The sequence below is a fragment of the candidate division WOR-3 bacterium genome (genome assembly GCA_013177935.1).
In the GTDB taxonomy this organism is placed as follows: Bacteria; Hydrothermota; Tepidihabitantia; order Tepidihabitantales; family Tepidihabitantaceae; genus Tepidihabitans.
Map to the genome: position 1 here is coordinate 160,039 of JABLXZ010000004.1, position 21,563 is coordinate 181,601.

General features: G+C 51.4%; 14 protein-coding genes and 1 other RNA gene. 8 read left to right on the forward strand and 7 right to left on the reverse strand.

Going from position 1 to position 21,563, the window contains the following annotated elements; translation table 11 throughout:
* Positions 1–98: 98 nt before the first annotated feature.
* The 3 genes from HPY86_07390 to HPY86_07400 all read right to left on the reverse strand — a co-directional run bounded on the left by HPY86_07390 (position 99) and on the right by HPY86_07400 (position 3,268).
* Positions 99–1,379 carry a T9SS type A sorting domain-containing protein gene (locus HPY86_07390; GenBank protein ID NPV14739.1) on the reverse strand — a complete coding sequence of 427 codons (1,281 nt, stop codon included), beginning with the start codon at positions 1,377–1,379 and terminating at the stop codon, positions 99–101.
* Between the two features lie 230 nt (positions 1,380–1,609).
* Positions 1,610–2,209, reverse strand: coding sequence for a hypothetical protein (locus tag HPY86_07395; GenBank protein ID NPV14740.1), 600 nt, complete (start codon positions 2,207–2,209; stop codon positions 1,610–1,612).
* Positions 2,210–2,902: 693 nt separating this feature from the next.
* Positions 2,903–3,268 carry a hypothetical protein gene (locus tag HPY86_07400; GenBank protein ID NPV14741.1) on the reverse strand — a complete coding sequence of 122 codons (366 nt, stop codon included), beginning with the start codon at positions 3,266–3,268 and terminating at the stop codon, positions 2,903–2,905.
* Between the two features lie 29 nt (positions 3,269–3,297).
* On the opposite strand from HPY86_07400, the gene mnmG reads away from it, so the two are divergent.
* Positions 3,298–5,160 (forward strand): tRNA uridine-5-carboxymethylaminomethyl(34) synthesis enzyme MnmG, encoded by a 1,863-nt coding sequence (mnmG, locus tag HPY86_07405; GenBank protein ID NPV14742.1) that lies wholly within the window; start codon positions 3,298–3,300, stop codon positions 5,158–5,160.
* Positions 5,157–5,840, forward strand: coding sequence for an epoxyqueuosine reductase (locus HPY86_07410; protein ID NPV14743.1), 684 nt, complete (start codon positions 5,157–5,159; stop codon positions 5,838–5,840). The genes mnmG and HPY86_07410 overlap by 4 nt, the downstream gene beginning before the upstream one ends.
* On the opposite strand, the gene HPY86_07415 is transcribed toward HPY86_07410, so the two are convergent.
* Positions 5,831–7,996 carry a BamA/TamA family outer membrane protein gene (locus HPY86_07415; GenBank protein NPV14744.1) on the reverse strand — a complete coding sequence of 722 codons (2,166 nt, stop codon included), beginning with the start codon at positions 7,994–7,996 and terminating at the stop codon, positions 5,831–5,833. The two genes, HPY86_07410 and HPY86_07415, sit on opposite strands and share 10 nt — an antisense overlap.
* Positions 7,997–8,093: 97 nt before the next feature.
* Here HPY86_07415 and rnpB point away from each other — a divergent pair.
* The 6 genes from rnpB (at position 8,094) to recJ (ending at position 16,593) form a co-directional block, all read left to right on the forward strand.
* An RNA gene (gene rnpB / locus HPY86_07420) (RNase P RNA component class A) lies at positions 8,094–8,462 on the forward strand.
* 161 nt (positions 8,463–8,623) lie between these two features.
* Positions 8,624–10,570, forward strand: a complete 1,947-nt coding sequence (locus HPY86_07425) for a PTS transporter subunit EIIA (GenBank protein ID NPV14745.1) — start codon at positions 8,624–8,626, stop codon at positions 10,568–10,570.
* 20 nt (positions 10,571–10,590) lie between these two features.
* Positions 10,591–11,004, forward strand: a complete 414-nt coding sequence (locus HPY86_07430) for a hypothetical protein (GenBank protein ID NPV14746.1) — start codon at positions 10,591–10,593, stop codon at positions 11,002–11,004.
* A gap of 1 nt (position 11,005) precedes the next feature.
* On the forward strand, positions 11,006–12,940 hold the full coding sequence (locus HPY86_07435; GenBank protein ID NPV14747.1) for a PTS transporter subunit EIIA: 1,935 nt from the start codon (positions 11,006–11,008) through the stop codon (positions 12,938–12,940).
* A 14-nt stretch (positions 12,941–12,954) separates the two neighbouring features.
* Entirely contained in the window at positions 12,955–14,817 is a 1,863-nt protein-coding gene (locus tag HPY86_07440; protein ID NPV14748.1) for a tetratricopeptide repeat protein, read from the forward strand.
* Between the two features lie 57 nt (positions 14,818–14,874).
* Entirely contained in the window at positions 14,875–16,593 is a 1,719-nt protein-coding gene (recJ, locus tag HPY86_07445; protein NPV14749.1) for a single-stranded-DNA-specific exonuclease RecJ, read from the forward strand.
* Positions 16,594–16,631: 38 nt separating this feature from the next.
* Here recJ and rpsG read toward each other — a convergent pair whose 3' ends face one another.
* From rpsG to rpoC, 3 genes are read right to left on the reverse strand one after another with little or no spacing between them, the layout of a single operon-like run.
* Entirely contained in the window at positions 16,632–17,102 is a 471-nt protein-coding gene (gene rpsG / locus HPY86_07450; protein NPV14750.1) for a 30S ribosomal protein S7, read from the reverse strand.
* Between the two features lie 35 nt (positions 17,103–17,137).
* Positions 17,138–17,521 carry a 30S ribosomal protein S12 gene (locus HPY86_07455; protein ID NPV14751.1) on the reverse strand — a complete coding sequence of 128 codons (384 nt, stop codon included), beginning with the start codon at positions 17,519–17,521 and terminating at the stop codon, positions 17,138–17,140.
* A gap of 24 nt (positions 17,522–17,545) precedes the next feature.
* On the reverse strand, positions 17,546–21,562 hold the full coding sequence (gene rpoC / locus HPY86_07460) for a DNA-directed RNA polymerase subunit beta' (GenBank protein ID NPV14752.1): 4,017 nt from the start codon (positions 21,560–21,562) through the stop codon (positions 17,546–17,548).
* Between the last annotated feature and the right edge of the window lies 1 nt (position 21,563).

The window sequence follows — 21,563 nt, forward strand, 5'->3', positions numbered from 1 at the left end:
AAACGGAACTACTAATGACCCCAGGATTACAACAAGGGGAATTAAAAGGGTCTTGATATTACCCATTCCATCTATTGCCTTTCATTCATCAAACACTCTTATTTTCTCACCACCAGTTTTGCAGTCTTGCCGCCCGCCTCGATGAAATATGTGCCCGTGGCGAGTCCATTAAGGGAAATTTTTACATTCTGCGTATTAGCCGCACCTTTTGATACCCTTAAAGGAATCACCCGCTGCAACTTTCCGGACACATCGTAAATCCGCACCTCCGCCACAGGATAAGGTAATTTCAGGCTAACCGTTCCTTTTGCCGGGTTGGGTGAAACATTTAATTGTGGTGTAACACCGGTAGTAAAAAGTTCTTTAATTCCTGGTGTACTCTGATATTTAATCGTTACGATGTCATAGTCCGTGCCGTTATGTGAGGAGCCACTGACAATAGGGTTACCATCGGTATCCACTACCACTGGGAAAAACCTATCATCATACCCTCCATCATAAAATGTTGCCCACAGGGTGTCACCGCTTTCGGTGTATTTTACTAAAACGCCGTCAATAGAATCCATAGCCATTCCACTATTGCCCGAAACAAAGATATTCCCTATCACATCAGTTGCCACTCCGCCTGCCCAATCATTGGGTGTGAAGTTTAACTCTCTAGTCCAGACCGTATCGCCATTTAGAGTATATTTAACAACTGCCAGATTATAATCAAGCACATGGCTAAGATAACCCACAACAATAATGTTGCCCGAAGAGTCAAGGGCGATGTCGCCCCCTGCACCCAAACTGAATCCACTAACGGTGTCTCTTCTCGTCCAGATGGTGTCACCCAAAGAATCCAACCGCACCGTGAGCATTGGCCTCCTTGTAGTATCGGTACCGGTAACAATAAAACCCCCTACTGGCAATTTGGCTATGGCGTAAAAATCGGAGACCCAGTTGTACGGTCTGCTCCAGATAAGGCTTCCCATTGCATCGTACTTCTGGATTAAACCGATGTAACGACCACCTCCCGAATAAGTATAACTCCAAACAGAAACTATGATATTATTTTCATCATCAATAACAACACCAGTATACATGTCCATATCCCAATGCCGGTACTTTCTCTCCCAGAGGAAATTACCTTCAGGAGAAAATTTTACCAATAGACACTGTGACTCAATTGTGTCATTACTGCAATAACCCGCAACTATAATATTGCCATCGTGGTCTAAAGCGATGTCATATCCTTGTTCATTTTCACCACCGTCATAGTAGCGTGTCCAGATGGTATCACCGCTGGATGTGTACTTGATAAGCAACATATCCGAACCAGTAGCAAGACTCCAGGAACCACCGGTAAGTAGCAAATTGTTATCATGGTCGAAAATCATCCTGCCGCAATAATCATCTACTCCTGCCCCCCGGTCAAACCTTCTGAGCCACAAAATTTCCTGGCTATAAACAGAAACCCATCCCAACACTCCCCATAACCACGGCGAAAACAACTTTCTCCACCCCGAACCTTTGCAAAAACTTTTAATCATCTTTCCTCCTTTATTCCTGTGGGCACCCGGCACAATACCGAGTGCCCACGATTTCAATACCAATTACGAATGAGCCATCACCAGTAAACGTATGCTCGTGTGTACCTCATATCATTCGGGTTTCCTATGTGGTGACGCCCTTTTTGTTCCCAGCCGTATCCCTTTGTAGCAGAATATTCATGGTAGAATGTGAGGTTCGTGTAATAACCGTAAGTGGGGTGTTCCTTTGTAAACGCAAGAGCCCTATGAGGTGGAGGAGGAGAATAACTGATAGAAAAAGTTGAACAGGCAACAAATAATGTGCCCGGACCTTGTAAAAAGTTCCTTCCTGTACGCGAACCGCAGACAACCCATTTGGTAGCGTTACCATTTTTATAGCCTTTGTTTATCCAGGAACTTGCAGTCCAGTCGATGAAACCATCCTTGTCAATAACATCAGCACTCGCTTCATATTCGCTCGGAGTTTGATATCCTTTCTGATGAAGTTGTTCGGCGGTAACTGCGGTAAATTCTGCCCCTGGAGAAGAGGGATTGTTGGTTTCAACCTCAATTATGATGGCGGCATTGTCAGTGTTGATGGTGTATTCGTAAAGATAATAGTAAACATCCGCTATTGCTATGCCTCCAAAGCACAGGCAGAGTGCAACTGTTGCTAATGCGGCTTTAAAGTTTCTCATTTTTCAACCTCCTTTCTTTGTTTATCCCTAATTGCCGCATTAATTGATTTGAACCTCCAGCCCAATTCTGGACTGGAGGCGCACCCTGCCACCGATAACCTCACCGGATTTGTTGTAAAACCAGAAATCACAGGATAGAACGAGTAGAGTAGAGTAGAGTAGAGTAGAGTAGGCTCGTCATCATAGTTTTACGCCACAACAATATTACATCAAAAACCTGTCCTGTCAAGTTGCCGGTATTTGCCGGTGCAGGCACAGCGATAATGCCCCTATTTTTAATATACGAAAAAACAAGGAGAAGTGACAAAAAACCGTTCCCCCAACAGTCCGGGGGTAATTCCTGGGATAGTCTTATACACCCCTTTCATCGCACATAGCGTGATATCGCGGAAGCCTGATAGCGCGGTAGCCGAACTCGCACCTTTTGGTGCTATCTTATTGATAATCAACAGGGTTCTACCTGAAACCGTCTAATTAACCCTTTTACTAACAATTAACCCAATATTCTGCTAACCGGTCTTTAGTGCTGTCCTGAATTCTGTTTCCGGTTCTGTTCCCGAGGGTGCCTTCAGATTTGATTGGATGTGTAATTAAGCTCCCCTCCCTTGAAGGGAAGTGTAAGAGCAAAGGTGAATTACAGAGCAGAGTGGCTAAGAGAACTTAACCATCGTTTTGGCGGTGGGTTAACAGCCGTTAGGGCGTGGCGAACAGCCGTTCGATTATCCGCCGGATTCGGGAAATGTTGACAAGCGAATCTGCCGGGAAAATTTGCTCCCATTCACTAAACTGTTCCGAGGGCAGGTTTTCCAGTAACCGCTCTTCTTCGGCTTCTTCCCAACCTTCATCAAGTTCCATCGTATCAACAGTTTCAACCTGCTGCTCAATCTTGGCACGTGCCGCTGCGATAAATGCCGGTTCAGGAAACACCCTCTTTGACTCTTCCGCCGCCATCAAAATTAGCAGTAAAGCGATGCCGACAATAATCAGCAGCTGTAAATTCTCCCTCACCAATCTAATTATAGCAAAATCACCGCATTTTGCCACTTCTTCTTTTGACATCACCGCCCGCCGATTTACAATTTTTCAAAATGAAACCCGAGCGCTTTGATGTAATTGTTATTGGTGGTGGTCATGCCGGTTGTGAAGCGGCGCTTGCCTGCGCCCGGATGGGCTGTAACACCCTTCTTTTAACCCAGAACCTTGACACCGTCGCGTTGATGTCGTGCAATCCCGCGGTCGGTGGCATCGGTAAAGGACAGCTGGTCAAGGAACTTGACGCCCTTGGTGGGCAGATGGCACTCATCACCGACCAGGCAGGAATCCACTTCCGGCAGTTGAACACGAGCAAAGGCAGGGCCGTACGCTCTTCACGGGTTCAGGTTGACCGTCAGTTGTACCGGCAGTTGATGCGCGCTCAACTGGAAAAAATCGAAGGACTGACCATTCGTCAGGGTATGGCACAGCGTATTCTCACCCGGGGCAAAACGGTTTGCGGCGTTGAAACCGAAATCGGCGAAAAATTTTACAGCAAAGCGGTTATCCTCGCACCCGGCACATTTTTATCCGGCCTTGTCCACATCGGCTTAACCCATTTCCCGGCGGGTAGGCTGGGCGAAGCGCCCGCCAATCTTTTGAGTGAAAACCTGCGTCAGCTCGGGTTTCGCCTTGGTCGATTTAAGACCGGCACACCCCCGCGTATCGACATTCGCACTGTTAACCTGAAGAAGTTGCCAGAGCAACCCGGCGACGAACCGCCACAGCCATTTTCCTTCTGGACTGATGAGCCGCTGAAAAACCGTGCCGCCTGTTACATCACCTACACCACACCCAAAACCCATCGCATCGTGAAGTCGGGGCTGAAGCATTCACCGCTCTACACCGGCATCATCAAAGGCAAGGGTGTCCGTTACTGCCCTTCCATCGAAGACAAGGTTGTAAAATTCCCAGAACGGGAACGGCACCATATCTTTCTGGAACCCGAAGGGGTGAACACCATCGAATGTTATCCCAATGGCATCTCCACCAGTCTGCCGGTCGAAATTCAGGAAAAGATGCTTCACTCCATTTCCGGACTGGAAAATTGCCGGATGATGCGGCCGGGCTATGCGATTGAACATGACTACGCGGACCCGACTCAGTTGTATCCGACCCTCGAAACTCGCTTGATTAAAAACCTCTACTTTGCGGGTCAAATCAATGGCACTACCGGTTATGAAGAAGCCGCGGTTCAGGGGCTCATTGCCGGTATCAACGCCGCTTTGCGGGTTAAAGACAAACCGCCATTTACCATATCGCGTTCCGAAGGTTATATCGGCGTTCTGATTGACGACCTTGTAACCCGGGGCACCGATGAACCGTACCGCATGTTTACCGCCCGGGTTGAATACCGGCTCCTTTTGCGGGAAGACAATGCCGATTTACGGCTCGGGCCCAAAGGGTTTGAACTGGGCTTGCTGCCGGCTGAGCGCTACCGGCTCATTGAAGAAAAAAACCAGCAGTTTCACACCACCATCAACTGGCTGAAAACCGCCCGGGTCAAACCGTCACCCGAAATTAACCGGCGTCTGAAAAAACTGGGCACCAGCCCGCTTAATGAAACTACCAGCGCAATTGAACTGCTGCGCCGCCCGGAAATCACCTATGAATACCTGCAAACCATCGTGCCCGCAGCGCCGGCAATCGCAAAATCGGTTCAGGATTTAGTCGAACTGGAGGTGAAGTATGAAGGGTATATCAACCGCACCCGGCGTCAGGTCGCCGAGTTTCAGGAACTGGAGAAGGTTCGAATTCCGGCTAATCTTGACTACTCCGCGGTGCCAGGACTTTCTACAGAACTGCGCGAAAAACTGGCGCGCATCCGTCCCCAATCACTGGCACAGGCGCAACTTATTCCGGGTATAACCCCGGCAGCAATCTTTGCTTTAACCGTATTTCTAAGGGGGAAAAAATGAGTCTAATCCAACTCCGCACCGAACTGGAGTCGTTCTGTCGCAACCGGGGCGTTGTCGCCTTCGGTGTTGCGGAAATGAAAGATATCAACACCAGCGATGTCGCCTTAACACCGGAAACATTCACCCGTCTCCCTTTTGCCATATCCCTCGCGGTCCCACTATCTTCGGAAGTTCTTGCAACCTTAACCGACCATCCTAACATTCTTTACGAACACCACTATCGGCAGTTGAACTTCGCCCTGGACCGGATTGCACTGGAACTGGTCTGGCGTCTGCAACAGTCCGGTTACAACGCCCTGCCCATACCCGCCTCCCAGATTGTTGACTGGGAAAATCAGCGCGCTCATCTCTCTCACAAACGGGTTGCGCTCGCTGCGGGCCTGGGCTGGCTGGGCAGAAACAACCTCCTAATTACGCCCGAATTCGGTGCGCAGGTAAGACTGGTAACCGTTCTCACCGACCTGCCCCTTGACCCTGGTGCACCATTGAAACAGGATTGCGGCAGCTGTTACCGGTGTGTAGAAGTCTGTCCGGCACAGGCGATAAAGGAAAATCCCGCCGAGTTTGACCACCGCGCCTGCTTTGAAAAGTTAAAGGAGTTCCAGCGCCAGCACTTTGTTCATCAGTTTATCTGTGGGCTGTGTGTCCGTGCCTGCCCCGGACAGAACACCTATCGCTGATAACGAAACTCCCGACCCAGTGAGACAAAAATTCGCACACCGCCCGGGTGCGGTGTCGGTTTCAGAAAATTACCCAGCCCGATAATCGCCTTTGCCGGACCGAGCGGCGTATTGGTCAGTATCCCGACACCCGCTCCCCAGTGCAACATATCCAGTACCTCTTTTCTCCTCAAAATTAGTGTCTCAGGCGGAGAAAATGTTGCGCCATTTGCCATAAGCTCCAGATACAGGGGATAATTACCCTGTCGGGAAAAATCAAGCAACTTAAATCGCAAACCACCCCCCAGATACAGCCTTTGCTCGGTTGTCCACTCATCCGGTGCGAAACCCACCAGTTCGGGCCGGTTGCGAAAATAACTGGCAAACCCCATATCGCCCAGAGCAAAACCCAGCCCGCCGTAAAGCCGTAATCCCAGAAAAGAAAAAATCGGCACTACCTGCTCACCGTTCCAATCAAGCCTGATATACTCCCGGCTACTTTTCAACCGCGGATAACTGTAAAATAAATTCAAATTGTAGGCGAGCCCGCGCCGCGGTAGATAGATATCATCCTGACTGTTGAACTCAAGGGTAAAGGTCGGACCAATCACCTGCTCCGGTTTCAAACTGTCAACAACCGCCCCGGCGTAAGCAACCCTTTCTCCTTGGAAGCCAAAATTGAAAAACCCGTTTCGGCCCAGAATGTAGCCCGCGGTAACAATTGCACCAGTGTAGTAAACAAAATAACTGGAAGAAAATGTGCCGGCTTGCCACCAGTTGCGGCTCTCCCGGCCTAAAAACAGGTCAAAACGATAGCCAAAAGGCAGATTAAACACCTTTGTCCCGGTTAACCCCAGACGCAACTCATAAGGATTACCCAGCACCTCTGCTGCCCGTGCCATCGCACCTGTCCCCCACAGGTTCCCCTCTCCCACTTCGGCACCTACCACCACATTGTCGTAACTGTCGTACCGCAAACCGAGCAGATAAAACCCATAGGGCTTCTCGCTCAATTCGAACACCACATCAACACTGTCGCTACCCGCAAACTCCAGCCGGTAATTTACATCCTCAAACAACGAACTGTTAAACAACCGCTCCAGGTCAGAAAGCAGGATGTTGAAATCCAGCCGCATACCCGCTCTGGTCCGCACTTCGCGGCGCAAAAGCGACTCCCGGGTCCGTTTTACCCCTTCAAACCGTACCGCCTTTACCACAGGAACCGCCTTAACCTTAACCGCCCGCTTCATCACCACCGGAGTCCGCCCCTGCAACTTCTCTCTTATCAAAGGCAGCGCCGCCCGCGCCGCGGATTCGCCCGCGGCAATCAACTCTTTTGCCCGGGCAAAGTCCGAGTGCAAAAACCTGGAAACATCAGGCTCAATCACCACATCGGCAAGTTTCTTCTCCTCCTCCACCCGACTGAACCCCATTAAATCTACACTCTTTGAAGCCACATCAATTAGCGACGCCTCCTGTGCCTCACTGCGCCGCATCGTCAATACCGCAATTACAAAATCCGGGTTAAACTCGAGCACCGGCTCAACCGGCAGATACTCCATTACACCTCCATCAACCAGTTCTACCCCGTTAATCACCTCCGGTGCAAAAACACCCGGAATCGCAATACTGGCTCGAATCGCCTGCTCCAGTCTTCCCTGGCGCAAAACTACCTTCTTTCCCGCCTTCCAATCGACCGCCACCGCCCGATAGGGAATCGGCAGACTGTCAAAATCATAGCCGGTATGGAACTCAATGTCCGCCAGTAACCGATTAAGCAGAAACTCCACATTTTGCAAAGGCACCAGACCGCTCGGCAAATACGGCACAAAATTCCGCTGCCGCAACTGCACCACATACCGTTGCGCCTGTTGCCGCTCCGGTAGATACAGGGCACCAAAATTCGGCTGCGAAGAGAAAAGCCGGTTCCAATCTGCGTTCAAGGCAATACTTTCAATCTGTGTGGCACTGTAACCCGCCGCATAAACCCCACCAACCAAAGAGCCCATACTGTTGCCGGCAATGCCAACAAACCCTATCCCTTCCTCTTCTAAGACCTTCAATACGCCGATATGAGCGAGCCCCAGAGCCGCGCCACCGGAAAGCGCCAGTCCAATCCGCACCGGCTCAGCAAAAACTACACCCGCAAACAACAGAGACAAAAAAGCCCGTTTCACACCAGACATTTTATCCTCTAAACTTCATCTGTCCAGCCCCTTAACTCATCTTTATCTACCCATTGCAATCTTCCCCGGCTCTTATTATAATTAAATGAAGGCGGGTCGGACGGTCGCTCCTGATTTCAGGAGAGGAAAGTCCGGGCACCGCAGGGCAGGACACTCGCTAACCGCGAGGCTCCAGTTGGGTGACCGGCTGGAGACGGAGAGTGCCACAGAAACGACACCGCCCTGCACTTTTGATGCAGGGTAAGGGTGAAATAGTGCGGTAAGAGCGCACTATCCGTTGTGGTGACACAGCGGATGGGTAAACCCTGTCTGGTGCAAGACCAAATTGGGAATCGGACTGGCCCGGTCCAGATGATTCCCGGGTAGGTCGCTTGAGACGGCGGGCAACCGTGCGTTCCAGATAAATGACCGTCACCCTTTATGGGTACAGAACCCGGCTTACAGACCCGCCTTCAAAAACTTCTGGTCGCTGCTGCTGAATAACCACCTGGCCAACTGAACAGACAGAATATCCTATTTTCCCTTACCTGATGTTGTCTGAAACTCGCTTCCTGAATTTGACGCTGTTGAGATTTTTTTCTAAAATTTTATCTCTTACAGTTAAAAGGACTATAACAGGTGATTAACCTCAAGCGGTTTTTCTTTCACAACCTGGCGCTGGACATAACCGGCACCACCAACCAGGACGAAATTTTCCGCCTTGCCGCCGCACGGCTGGCTGAAGCCGGAGTTGTCGCCAACGCCACGGCTCTGGTTCAGGAGCTAAAAGAGCGGGAAACACTCGGCTCAACCGGTGTGGGCATCGGCATTGCCCTGCCCCATGTCATCAGCTCCAATGTACTGAAACCAGCGGTAGTTGTATTTCGTCTTGAGGATCCGCTTGAATGGCAGGCAATTGACCACGCACCGGTACAGTTAATCGTCCTTTTGGTTGCACCCGAGAAAGACCGCAATCTCTACCTTGCCCTGCTGGCAGAGGTCGCTCGTTCCTTAAATACCCCCCACATCCGCGCCGCCGCTCTGAAAGCGAAAAATGCTCAGACCGCTTCGCAGATTATTTCCCAGCCACCCCATCAGGGGTTTTTCAAACGCAACCGCCGCCTGTTATTTTTCTTTGGGTTGGTGGCACTCGTCTTCATCGGCGCAAGCATTGTTTTACCTCTCATCCGCCTGCCTGAATCCGGCATTTACCGGGAACTGGGATATCTACATTTCAACAATCCCGAGTGGCTCTTCCGGCAGAAACTGACCATCACCCTTTTCCTGGCAATGATTTTTGGCACACTGCTTTTCTGGCGCTTCCGCGTCGCAATTGCTGCCGCCGCACTGGGTATCTTACTCATCGTCGGAGTTATGGACCTGGAGCACACGGTAAAGTTTATGTCGATTCCGACCATTCTGTTCATAATGGCAATGATGGTAATTGTCCGCTGGCTCCAGAATATCGGTGTCTTCCGTTTTGTTGTTGTCAAAGCGGTGGAAAAGGTCAAAGGTGTACCATGGCTTTTACTGCTATTACTGATGGGTTTTTCGGTACTGCTGGGCGGTTTTGCCGATGAGGTGTCGGCAATCCTTGTCACCTTCGGTCTGGCGCTGGAGATTTCCCGGCGCACCCGCGCACCGCTTGTGCCCTTTCTCCTTTCTCTCGTTTTTGCCACCAATGTTGGTTCGGCGTTAACGCTGGTTGGTAACCCGATTGGCGTCTATATCGCCTTTGCCGGGGGATTAAGTTTTGAAGACTTTTTCCGGTGGGCAACGCCGGTTTCGGCAATCACCGCGGTAATTGTTGCCCTGCTCTGCCTCTTGCTCTATCGGCGCCACTTCTTTGGTACCCGATATGAAATTGACCCCGAAGAACTGGAAAAGTCAACGGGCACCATTGACCGGGCAAAACTCCGCACCGGTATCATCACATTTATTGTCACCGTTATTTTGATCGCCCTGCACCGTCGGCTCGAAATCTGGCTCGGACTGGGTGATGGTACCGCACTGGTTGCGGTTGCGCTGGCAGTGACCGGTTTTGTGGTTTTTTACGAGCAAGAAAAGGGCAGGGTTCTCGTCGAAAGAGGGATTGACTGGTGGACACTTTTATATTTTATGTTTCTCTTTGCCACCGCTGCCTGTCTCGAATATACCGGTGTTACAACAAAATTGGGTTATCTGGTGTTGCGTTTTTCTGAATCGGTCGCCGGCACTAATGTCCCGGGTAGGGAAATGACCGTACCGAGCGTCGCCCTGCTCCTCTGGTTTTCGGGAATCACTTCCGGTTTTGTTGACAATTTGCCCATCGTTGCTGCCCTCGCCCCTGTTGTCAAAGACCTGACCCGATTCGGACTACCCCATGCCTCAATCCTCTGGTGGGCTTTGCTGTTTGGCGGCTGCTTCGGCGGCAATCTGACGGTAATTGGTTCAACCGCCAACCTTGTTGCGGTTGGTGCGTTTGAACGGGCAAGCGGTCGGCATATCCGTTTTGGCGAATGGATTAAGGTCGGCGCAATCGTTACGGTCGCTGCCCTCCTCGTCGCAACCGTTGCTCTCTTTATCCAAATTCCAATGGCGCCATAAATAAAAAGGAGAAAAATAAAATGTTTGAGCGGATTCTTTACATCATCAGTGAGAAACAGGAAGAAAAACATTCGGTGCTGGAACTCGCCCGCCAGCATCAAAGCACCGTACTCCTTTCTGCGGTCAGCCCGGTCGCAGAATGTCCGCCCCCGCGTAATGAAGGAGAAACCCGCCAGGCGGTACGAAAAGAAGAGCATGAACGCCGTTGCTGGCAGGACATCTACCGTCTTGAAGATGAGTTTAAAAAATCCGGTATCAAAGCATCGGTTGTTGCCCAGCTGGGCACACTTGATAATCTTCAGTTTCTTGCCAACTCCACCCGCTGCGACCTTGTTATTCTCCCTACCAGTATTCTCGAAAACTTTGACTACAGATTACCGGAAGAACTCCTGCCTAACCTACCCTGTCCTCTGCTGCTGATGAGCAACCCTTAAAATGTCCCTGATTGCCAGTTACCTGAAACCGGAACTTGTTTTCGACCTGGAGCGGGCCGATTCACCGGTTGAACTATTCGCTTTTGTCGCCGAGAAACTAACCAAATTTGGTGTCGAGCCGGCAACAGCAATTTCGGCACTTGCCCAGCGGGAAGAGGCAGGCTCAACCGGCATCGGTCACGGTGTTGCCTTACCCCATGCAATAATTCCGGGTAACTTATCAGCGCCACTCTTTGCCTTCATCCGGGTACGCAAAGGTGTGAACTGGCACGCCATCGACTCCCAGCCGGTGAAACTAATCTGTCTTATCGTTGCCCAAGAAAATCAGCGACCCGAATATCTAAAACTCCTTGCCGAAATCAGCCACATTGTTGCGCAACCTCACCTGCGCCAAAAACTACTCAAAGCAAGAGATGTCCCGGATTTAATAAAACTTCTTCTTCAGGAACCGACCCCGGGATTTTTTGCCCAATACAAGAACGCATTTATTCTTGTGGGGGCGATTATCGTCACTTACATTATTAGCCGGTTTTTATTTCCCGCACTAACACTACCCGCAACCGGCATTTACGAAAAACTGGGTTACACCAGGTTTAATTATGAACCCTGGCTCACGCGCGAGGCGCTCACCGCCGCCATCTTCCTTGGTATGATTCTCGGCACGATATTCTTCTGGCGCTACCGCGTGGCACTGGCGGCAACAAGCATCGCATTGCTCCTGTTAATGAAAGTGATGGACATTGAAAGTGCGGTGGAATATATGTCCATTCCCACCGTCATCTTCATTATGGCGATGATGGCTTTAATAAAATGGTTAGAAAATATCGGCGTATTCCGAACAGTTGTTGCTCGTGTTGCCCAGCATGTCGGAAACTCACCGGCGCTGATGCTTATCGTACTAATGCTTTTCTCAATCGTCCTTTCGGGATTTGCTGGGGAAGTGTCTGGTATTCTTGTAACCTTTGGACTGGCACTGGAAATCGCGCGCCGCACCAAAAGTTCTCCTTTACCATATCTGCTTGCCCTGGTCTTTGCCACCAATGTCGGCTCGGCATTAACCCTAGTAGGCAATCCAATTGGTGTCTATATTGCCTTTGCTGGCGGCCTCACATTTGAAAACTTTCTGCGCTGGGCAACGCCGGTATCCTTAATCGCTGGCATCGTAACGATAGTTCTCTGTCTTTTACTCTTCCGCCATCGTTTGTCTAAACCCAAAGAGAGTATCTCCTCAGCATTCACCGTTGAAGCGGACCCGGCAGAGGTGCGGTTCGGCATCTTTGTCTTCATAGCGGTGATTCTGCTCATCGTCCTGCACGCGCGGATTGAAACCTGGCTCCACCTTGGTGAAGGGACAATGCTCATCGCCGCCCCGCTTGCCGCGCTTGCCTTTGTCTTATTTACTGAACAGGAACGAGGAAAAATTTTGATTGAACGCGGTGTTGACTGGTGGACAATCCTTTTCTTTATGTTTCTCTTTGCCAACGCCGCCTGTCTTGAACACACCGGAGTCACCACCAAGTTGGGTTATCTCATCCTCAAAGTTGCGGAAAAATTGCCCATAACCCACTGGTTGGGCTCTTCGGGTTTAACCGGTTCCAGTCTTATTTTGATGCTTTGGTTTTCCGGTATTAGCTCCGGTTTTGTTGACAATATGCCCATCGTTGCGGCTCTTGTACCGATTGTCAAAACTCTGGTGCAGATTGGTCTGCCGCACGCTTCAATCCTCTGGTGGAGCCTCTTACTTGGGGGTTGCTACGGCGGCAACCTGACGATGATTGGCTCCAGTGCCAATCTGGTCGCCGTTGGTGCTTATGAAAAAGCGACCGGTCAGTCACTCAAATTTGCTGAATGGATTGCAACCGGCGCGATCGTCACCCTGATTACACTGGTAATTGCCACCATCCTTCTCCTCTCCCAGATTTCTCTATCCCCCTGAACAAACAAACCGTTATGAAGAGAAAAGCAGATACCAAAGGGGGCAAGCCCCGGGCTACTACCCATACTGCTGTCCCTCCGGTAGCTCATCAGCCCGTCAATCTTCTCTCCCTTCTGCCTTTGGTCCCGGTGCTTCTTACCCTAATTATCCGTCTCCTCTTCATCCTTGAGGTACGCCATCTACCTTTTTCCTGGGTATCGTCTTATGTCGTGGACTCCTGGGCTTATCATCGCTGGGCACGGGAAATTATCGGTGGCAACTTCTGGGGTTCGGATGTCTTCTTCCTTAGGCCCGTTTATCCTTACCTGCTGGCTCTGCTCTATAAAGTTTTCGGGCAAAAGGTAATTGCGGTTCAGCTATTTCAGACCCTACTCGCCACCGCATCCTGTTTTCTGCTGTATCGCTGTGCCGAAAAAATCTTTAACCGCTTTACCGCCTTTGTTGCCGGCATCGGGTTCGCAATGTGCGGTGTGTTAACTTTTTATACCGGGGCTCTACTCTATGTCGAAATCACCATCTTCTTCAGTCTGCTCACCCTTTATCTCCTCACTCCGAATCCTGCCCCATTAACCACGCGCCGTCTGGTGTTTGCCGGATTAACCTTTGGTTTACTTGTCCTGTGCCGGCCTGAACTTTTACTACTTGCCCCTTTCTTACTTGTTTATCTCTTGCGCGATAAAACTCCGCTGAAAAGAGTTGTACTCTTTAGTCTAATCTGTCTTTTAACAGTCGGCGTTGTACCCATACGGAACTTCCTTATTGCCCGGGACCCGGTGCTCTTTACCGCCCACTCCGGTATCAACTTTTACTATGGCAACAACCCTGCGGCAGACGGCACCTGGCAGTCGCCACCCGAACTTGCCACCGGATTGGGCTTCTCCCATGAACGACTAAAGAAGGTCGCAAAAACGGTCAACGGCAAAGAGTTGAGATGGTCTCAGGCTTCATCCTACTGGACCAGGAAAGGTATAAACTACATCCTTACCCATCCCTGGGACTGGCTAAAACTGCTTTTCCGGAAGTTTCTGCTCTTCTGGAGCAATTACGAAATCCCCAATAATTACTACCCGGAAACGGTACGCCCTTTTTCCCGGACTTTGAAAGTCGCCTTTATCAACTTCGGCGCAGTTGCGGCGCTGGGCATCATCGGAATGTTTTTCGCAAGACGCAACCGCCGCGCTCTGCCGGTTTATCTCTTCGTTCTTGGTTATCTTGGTTCGTCACTAATTTTTTATGTCCTGTCCCGGTTACGTGCCCCGGTTATTCCGTTCCTGTTGATTTTTGCCGGCTATGCTGTCACAGAAATATATCAACTTCTGCGCCACCCCCAGAAAAGAAAGTTCAGCATTGTCAGTCTTGCTGTCGCCATCCCCCTCTATCTCGCCACAAACCTTATCCCGATCAACCGCAACTCCTATTCAACGCAAGCCTGGACCCAACTGGGTAACATCTACCTTGAGCGCCATTACGCATCGTCGGCAATTGAGGCACTCAACCATGCCCTCCAGTTTGACCCGAAAAATGGTGCTGCCCGCTACAGTCTGATTCTCGCCTATTCCAGCCAGCGCCGCGTCCCCGAAGCAGAAAAGGAACTTTCCGCCCTCATTCAGAACAACCCCGATGCCCGGGAACTGTACCACCTTGCCGCCGCGCGCATCGCAATCGCTACCCGCGATTTCAACACCGCCCGGGAAAATTATCGTGCCGCGCTCCAATTCGACCCAAACAATCCGGAGACATTTTATCTTCTGGGAATGGTGTTCATCAGTATCAACCAGCTGGACAGCGCCGAACTTTACCTTGGTCAGGCAACTCTTCTTGACCCGTCCCATGACGCCGCCCGAAACGCACTGGCAATGGTCCGGGCAAAACGATGAAAACCGCCACCGCCTATCAAAAATTGACATCGTTCAAACTCGGTGCTAAATGTTAATGTGGCAGCCATAGTTCCCAATCACCACTGGAAAATATCCTCGCCGCCCCCAGAGGCTGTGGCGGCACTTGCTGCCGCTGCCCGAATTCCGCCGCTTGTCGCCCATCTGCTCTATCAGCGGGGCTGTCGCACCCCGGAGGCGATTGATGAGTTCTTAAACCCTTCGGCATCTCGTTTGCACCGGCCCGATACGCTGCCCGACATCACTAAAGCAACAGAACGCATCATCACCGCATTAGAGAAAAGGGAACCGATACTCGTTTATGGTGATTATGATGTTGATGGCGTCTGTGGCACCGCCCTGCTCGTTACCACCCTGAAGAATTTAGGTGGTAAAGTCCTCGCCTATCTCCCGCATCGGGAAAGCGAAGGCTACGGCATATCAACCGCCGGCATCGAATTTGCCCGTGCCAATGACATCCGTTTGATTATCACCAACGACTGTGGCTCAACCGACATTGAAGCGGTCAGGTTGGCGCGGCAGGCAAAAATCGATGTCATCATCACCGACCATCATGAAACCGGACCCGAACCACCACCGGCGCTGGCGTTCGTAAATCCGAAGCGCCCGGACTCCTGCTATCCATTCCGGGAACTTGCCGGTAGCGGTGTTGCCTTCAAACTCGCCTGGCATCTACTGGCAACACTGGGTCGCTCCAAGGAAGAGCTCATCGCCCTGCTCGACCTCGCCGGTCTGGGAACAATCGCCGATGTTGTACCTTTAATGGGTGAAAACCGGCTGATTGCCCGACTCGGTCTTATCGCCCTGAACCAGACGACCCGTCCCGGAATCAAAATGCTCGTTGAAGCCAGCCGTCTGCGGTCAAAACTTTTAACCGCACGCGACATCAGTTTTGTCCTTGCTCCGCGCATAAACGCTGCCGGTCGGGTTGGTCATGCCCGGACCGCATTAGAGCTGTTCCTTACCGATGATGAAACCCGTGCCCGGACAATTGCCACAGAACTGGAAACATTGAACCGGACCCGTCAGACGCTCGAAGACCGAATCATCAATGAAGCCAGCGCCTGTATCGAAGCGGAAAGAATGACGGAAAACCGCGTGCTTGTCCTTGCCCAGCCCGGCTGGAACGAAGGGGTAATTGGCATCGTTGCTGCGCGGTTGGTGGAACGGTTCTGGCGTCCCTGTATTATGATTGCCTTGAAAAAGGAAATCGGCAAGGGTTCAGGCCGCTCGGTAACCGGCTTCAACCTTTATGAGGCGCTCCACCGTTGCTCCGAACACCTTATTGCCTACGGTGGCCACCGTTATGCTGCCGGGTTAAAGATATTGCCTGAAAGAGTTCCTGACCTGCGGAAGGCAATTAACCGCATCGCCGATGAACTCCCGGAAGATATTTTTCAGCCTACTTTACATATCGAAGCGGTTGCCAATCTGAACGATGTCAACGATAATTTGCTCGCTTTGCTCACACGATTCGAGCCGTTCGGACCCGAGAACCCCGAACCGGTTTTTGCATCACTCGGTTTAGAAGTGGTTGGCTATCCCCGCCGTGTCGGACGAGACAAAGCCCACCTGAAGTTTCGGGTTCGTTCTGGTAATAAGGTTCTCGACGCCATTGCCTGGCAACGAAGCGATGAACTTCTGAATCTGGAAATCGGCAAACCCGACCACCTTGATATCTGCTATACCGTGACCCGGGACAGTTACGCCGGCCGCGATAAGGTCCAGTTAAATATTATTGACTTGAGGACAAAATAAGCAAACGGTCAGGATTTTTACCAGGACCCCGGTTGTGTTTACCAGCGGTAATGGGCAAAGGCGCGGTTGGCTTCTGCCATCTTGTGGGTATCTTCCCGTTTTTTAACCGCTCCACCCTGTTTTCGGCTGGCATCAATCAACTCGCCGGCAAGCCGCTCAATCATCGTATGTTCACTCCGGGCGCGCGCTGATTCCACAATCCATTTAATCGCCAGTGCATCCCGACGCTGCGGCGGTACCTCCATTGGAATCTGGTAGGTCGCACCGCCCACCCGTCTGGGCCTGACCTCAAGCACCGGTTTGACATTGTTAATCGCCTTCTGAAATACCGCATACCCATCTTCCCCGGTTCGCTCCTGTGCCAGTTCCAGCGCCTTGTAGAAAATCCGCTGCGCCACCGTCTTCTTGCCATCCCACATTAGTTTATTGATAAATCGTGCCACCAGCACCGAATTGAACCGCGGGTCCGGTGATGGTGTTCGCACCTTGAATTTACCGCGTCGCGCCATAAGCCTCCTTCTGGGTATAACCGTTTATTCTCATACTATCCAGCCTGCCCCTTCGGCTTCTTCACCCCGTACTGACTTCGTGCCTGCCGTCTGCCCTCAACACCACCACAGTCGTAAACCCCGCGTACCACATGATAACGCACACCGGGCAGGTCTTTTACCCTGCCACCCCGTACCAGCACAATCGAATGCTCCTGCAGATTGTGCCCTTCTCCGGGAATATAAGCGGTGACCTCGTATCCTGATGTCAACCTCACTTTACAAACCTTGCGTAACGCCGAATTGGGCTTCTTGGGTGTCGTAGTGTATACCCGCACGCAGACACCACGCCGCTGGGGACATCCCTTCAAAGCCGGGCTTTTGGAACGGGCGTGTACCTGCTTGCGGGGCTTCCGCACTAATTGATTAATCGTCGGCATAAGCCTCCTTAATGTTTAACAGTTTCATGCCGCTTCCTGTTCTTTCTTTTCTTCTTCCGTTATCAGTTTTATTCGGCTGAACTCCCGGAATCCAGTACCCGCCGGGATCAATCTACCGACTATAACATTTTCTTTTAAACCACGCAGCTTGTCAACTCTTCCTTGAATTGCCGCCTCGGAGAGAACCCGCGTTGTCTCCTGGAAGGAAGCCGCAGACAGGAAACTATCGGTCAAAAGCGCCGCCCGGGTAATACCCAAAAGAATTGGTTGGTAACTCGCCGGTCGGAGACCATCGGCAAGCAACCGGTCGTTTTCTTCCAGCACCCTGCGGCGCTCAACAATTTCACCCTCTACGAAATTACTATCTCCAGCATCTTCAATTCGCACCTTGCGCAACATCTGGCGGACGATTACCGAAATGTGCTTATCGTTGATTTTCACCTTCTGCAACCGATAAACTGCCTGGATCTGGTTTGTCAAAAACTCCTGAACCGCCAGCCAACCCTTCACCCGCAGCACATCATGAGGATCTACCGACCCTTCACACAACTTATCTCCCGCCTTCACCGTATCACCCGACTTCACCAGCAAAAATTTACCGTAAGGGATTTCATACTCCTTCACCGCACCGCCCTCGGACATAACTCGCACTGTCCGTTTGCCTTCCTTGGGTTCACCGACCTCAACAACCCCGTCAATCTCGGAAATTACCGCAGGTGATTTAACATGTTTTGCTTCGAACAACTCTGCCACCTTAGGAAGACCGCCGGTAATGTCCCGAGTTCGTGCCATCTCTTTGAGTAATCGTGCCAGGATGTCGCCAGCGACAACCTCCTGTCCATCATCCACCACGAGGTACGCCCCCGCCGGTAACGCATGCGAATCCACAACCTTCCCCTTCTCGTTTACAACCTCAAGGGCGGGATGTAATTTCCGCTCCCGGTCGTCAACAATGATGCGCTGTTTTTGCTCTGTGCGCTCGTCAATATCCTCGCGCAATGTCCGGCCGACTTCGATATCACGGTAGCGCACTTTACCCTGAGCTCGTGAAAGCAGCGGAATGGAGTAAGGTTCCCACTCAAACAGGACATCATCTTCTTTTACCTCTTCGCCATCCGTCACGCGGACCAGCGCCCCCTGTGGTACGGTAAACGGCACAACCCGATCGCCCGCGGTTAAAATCAACCGACCCTGCTCCAGTGCCGTTGCTTCGCCATCACTGCGCCGCACGACAACCATACCCTCAAATTTCACTTTACCGGCAAACCGGGCGGTCGCCTTGGTTTGTTCCGCCACCCGTGCTGCCACTCCGCCCACATGGAAGGTCTTTAAAGTCAGCTGGGTTCCAGGCTCGCCGATTGACTGTGCAGCAACAATGCCCACCGCTTCGCCAATCTCTACAACCCGTCCGGTCGCCATATTCCTGCCGTAACACTTAACACACAAACCATAAGGAGCCTCACAGGTCAATACCGAACGCACCCGCACCATTTCGATACCGCTCGTCTCGATTTCCTCGGCCGCCTTATCTGTTATCTCTTCACCCGCCCGAACAATCACCTCACCGGAAACCGGATTCACGATATCATCGAGCGCAAACCGGCCCGCAATTCGTTCGCTCAACGGCTCAATGACATCGCCCCCTTCCCGCAGCGCCGTAACCTCTTGCCCAACAATTGTACCACAGTCCTCCATTGTAATCACTACATCCTGCGCCACATCCACCAGTCGTCGGGTCAAATACCCAGCCTCTGCCGTTTTCAATGCGGTGTCGGTTAATCCCTTACGGGCACCGTGTGTTGAAATAAAGTATTCCCACACCGACAGGCCTTCCTTAAAGGAACTCTTAATCGGGGTTTCAATCACCTCTTCGCCCACCGTGCGCCGCTGGGGTTTTGCCATCAAACCCCGCATACCGCCCAGCTGCGCTGCCTGGGTACGAGAACCACGCGCGCCGGAGTCAATCAAAATGAAAACCGGGTTGAAGCCATCCTGGTCCTTCTGCAACCGCATCATCAACGCCTCTTCCACCTCCGCCGTTGCCAGTGTCCAGGTGTTGACAACTTTGTTATACTTCTCCGAATCGGTCATCAGCCCCTGTTCGTATGCCCGTTGCACGCGCCGTACATCATTTTCGCTCTCGCGCAGAATTGCCTCTTTTTCTTCCGGCACCACGATATCATCCATACCGATTGACAACCCTGACCGTGTTGCCATCTCAAACCCCAAATCTTTTAAATCGTCCAGGAGCCGAACCGTCGCATCCAGCCCTAATATCCGGACACACTTATCAATCAAACCGATAATCTTGTCTTTGGGACACACTTCATTGACAAACCTCAACTTCTCGGGCAGTACCTCGTTTAATAAAACCCGGCCGGCGGTTGTTACAAAATCCTTGCCCTGATACCGGAATAATATCCACTCATGCAAATCGACCTCACCCAGTTCCTGCGCCGAACGAACTGTGGCAAAGTCATCAAAGAACCGCAACCCTTCTCTTGCCGGCGCCTTGCCCCGGGCTTTCGTTAGATAATAAATGCCGGCGACGATGTCTTGCGACGGAACCATCAGAGGACGACCGTGTGCCGGCGACAGGATGTTGTGCGACGAGAGCATTAAAACCGCCGCCTCCAGAACCCCTTCTGGTGTAACCGGTACATGGACCGACATCGTGTCACCATCAAAATCGGCATTAAACGGTGGACATACCAAGGGATGAATCCCGATTGCACGGTGCTCAGAGAGAACCGGATAGAACGCTTCGATTGAAACCCGGTGTAAGGTAGGCGCCCGGTTTAACAGTACCGGATGTTCCCGGGTCACCTCTTCCAGCACCTCCCATACCTCCGGAGTTTCTTTCCGATACATACTCTTTGCCCCGCGTTCACTCTCAGCCAGTTTTCGTTCCTCGAGCCGGCGCAGAATCATCGGCTTGAACAGCTCCAGAGCCATCTCTTTGGGCAAACTACACTGATGCAACTTCAGCGTCGGGTCAACGACAATCACCGAACGGCCCGAATAATCAACCCGCTTACCCAACAGATTCCGGCGAAACCGCCCCTGTTTCCCCCGCAACGCCTCACACAGCGACTTGAGCGGTCGATTGCCTCTTCCCCGAACCGGTCTGGGCCTTGTTTCATTGGAAAACAGCGCATCAACCGCATCCTGAAGCATCCGTTTTTCATTCTTCAAAATTATCTCCGGCGTCCGGATTGACATCAAATGTCGCAACCGATTATTTCGGACAATCACCCGTTTATAGAGGTCATTTAAATCTGAGGTGGCATACCGTCCCCCCTCAAGCGGCACCAATGGACGCAGGTCGGGCGGGATTACGGGGAGGACATCAAGAATCATCCATTCCGGTTTTGCGCCGGAAGTTCTGAAGGCTTCAACCACCCGCAACCGCCGCAAAAGATTAAAGCGTCTTGAACTTTCATGCTTAATGCGCGTCCGCAACTCCGCTGCCAGGTCTTCCAGTTCAATTGCACTCAACAACCGTTTTAACGCCCCTGCTCCGGTATCGGCGTCAAAACCTTCATATTTCCCTACCGCCTGGCGATAATCCTCTTCGGAAATCAACTCCATCCGCTTGTAAGGTGAACTACCCGGTTCAACCACGACATAAACCTCGTAGTTCAAAATCGTCTCCACCTCATTGATCGACAAATCCAGCATTAAACCGATCTTAGATGGTGGAACTTGATAAAACAAAGTGTGCGCCACTGGTACCACCAGCTCAATATGTCCCATCCGGTAGCGCCGCACCGCGGAACTGGTTACTTCAACACCGCAACGGTCGCAAACAATGCCTTTATAGCGCACCTTTTTATACTTACCGCAGTTACACTCGTAATCCTTTACCGGACCGAATATCCGCTCACAGAACAAACCATCCCGTTCTGGCTTCTGGGTTCGATAATTAATCGTTTCCGGCTTAATAACCTCACCACTGGACCATTTACGAATCGTCTCGGGCGATGCAATCCTTAAACGCAGCGCATCAAAATCAAACGCAAACTCACGCATTGTGCTCATA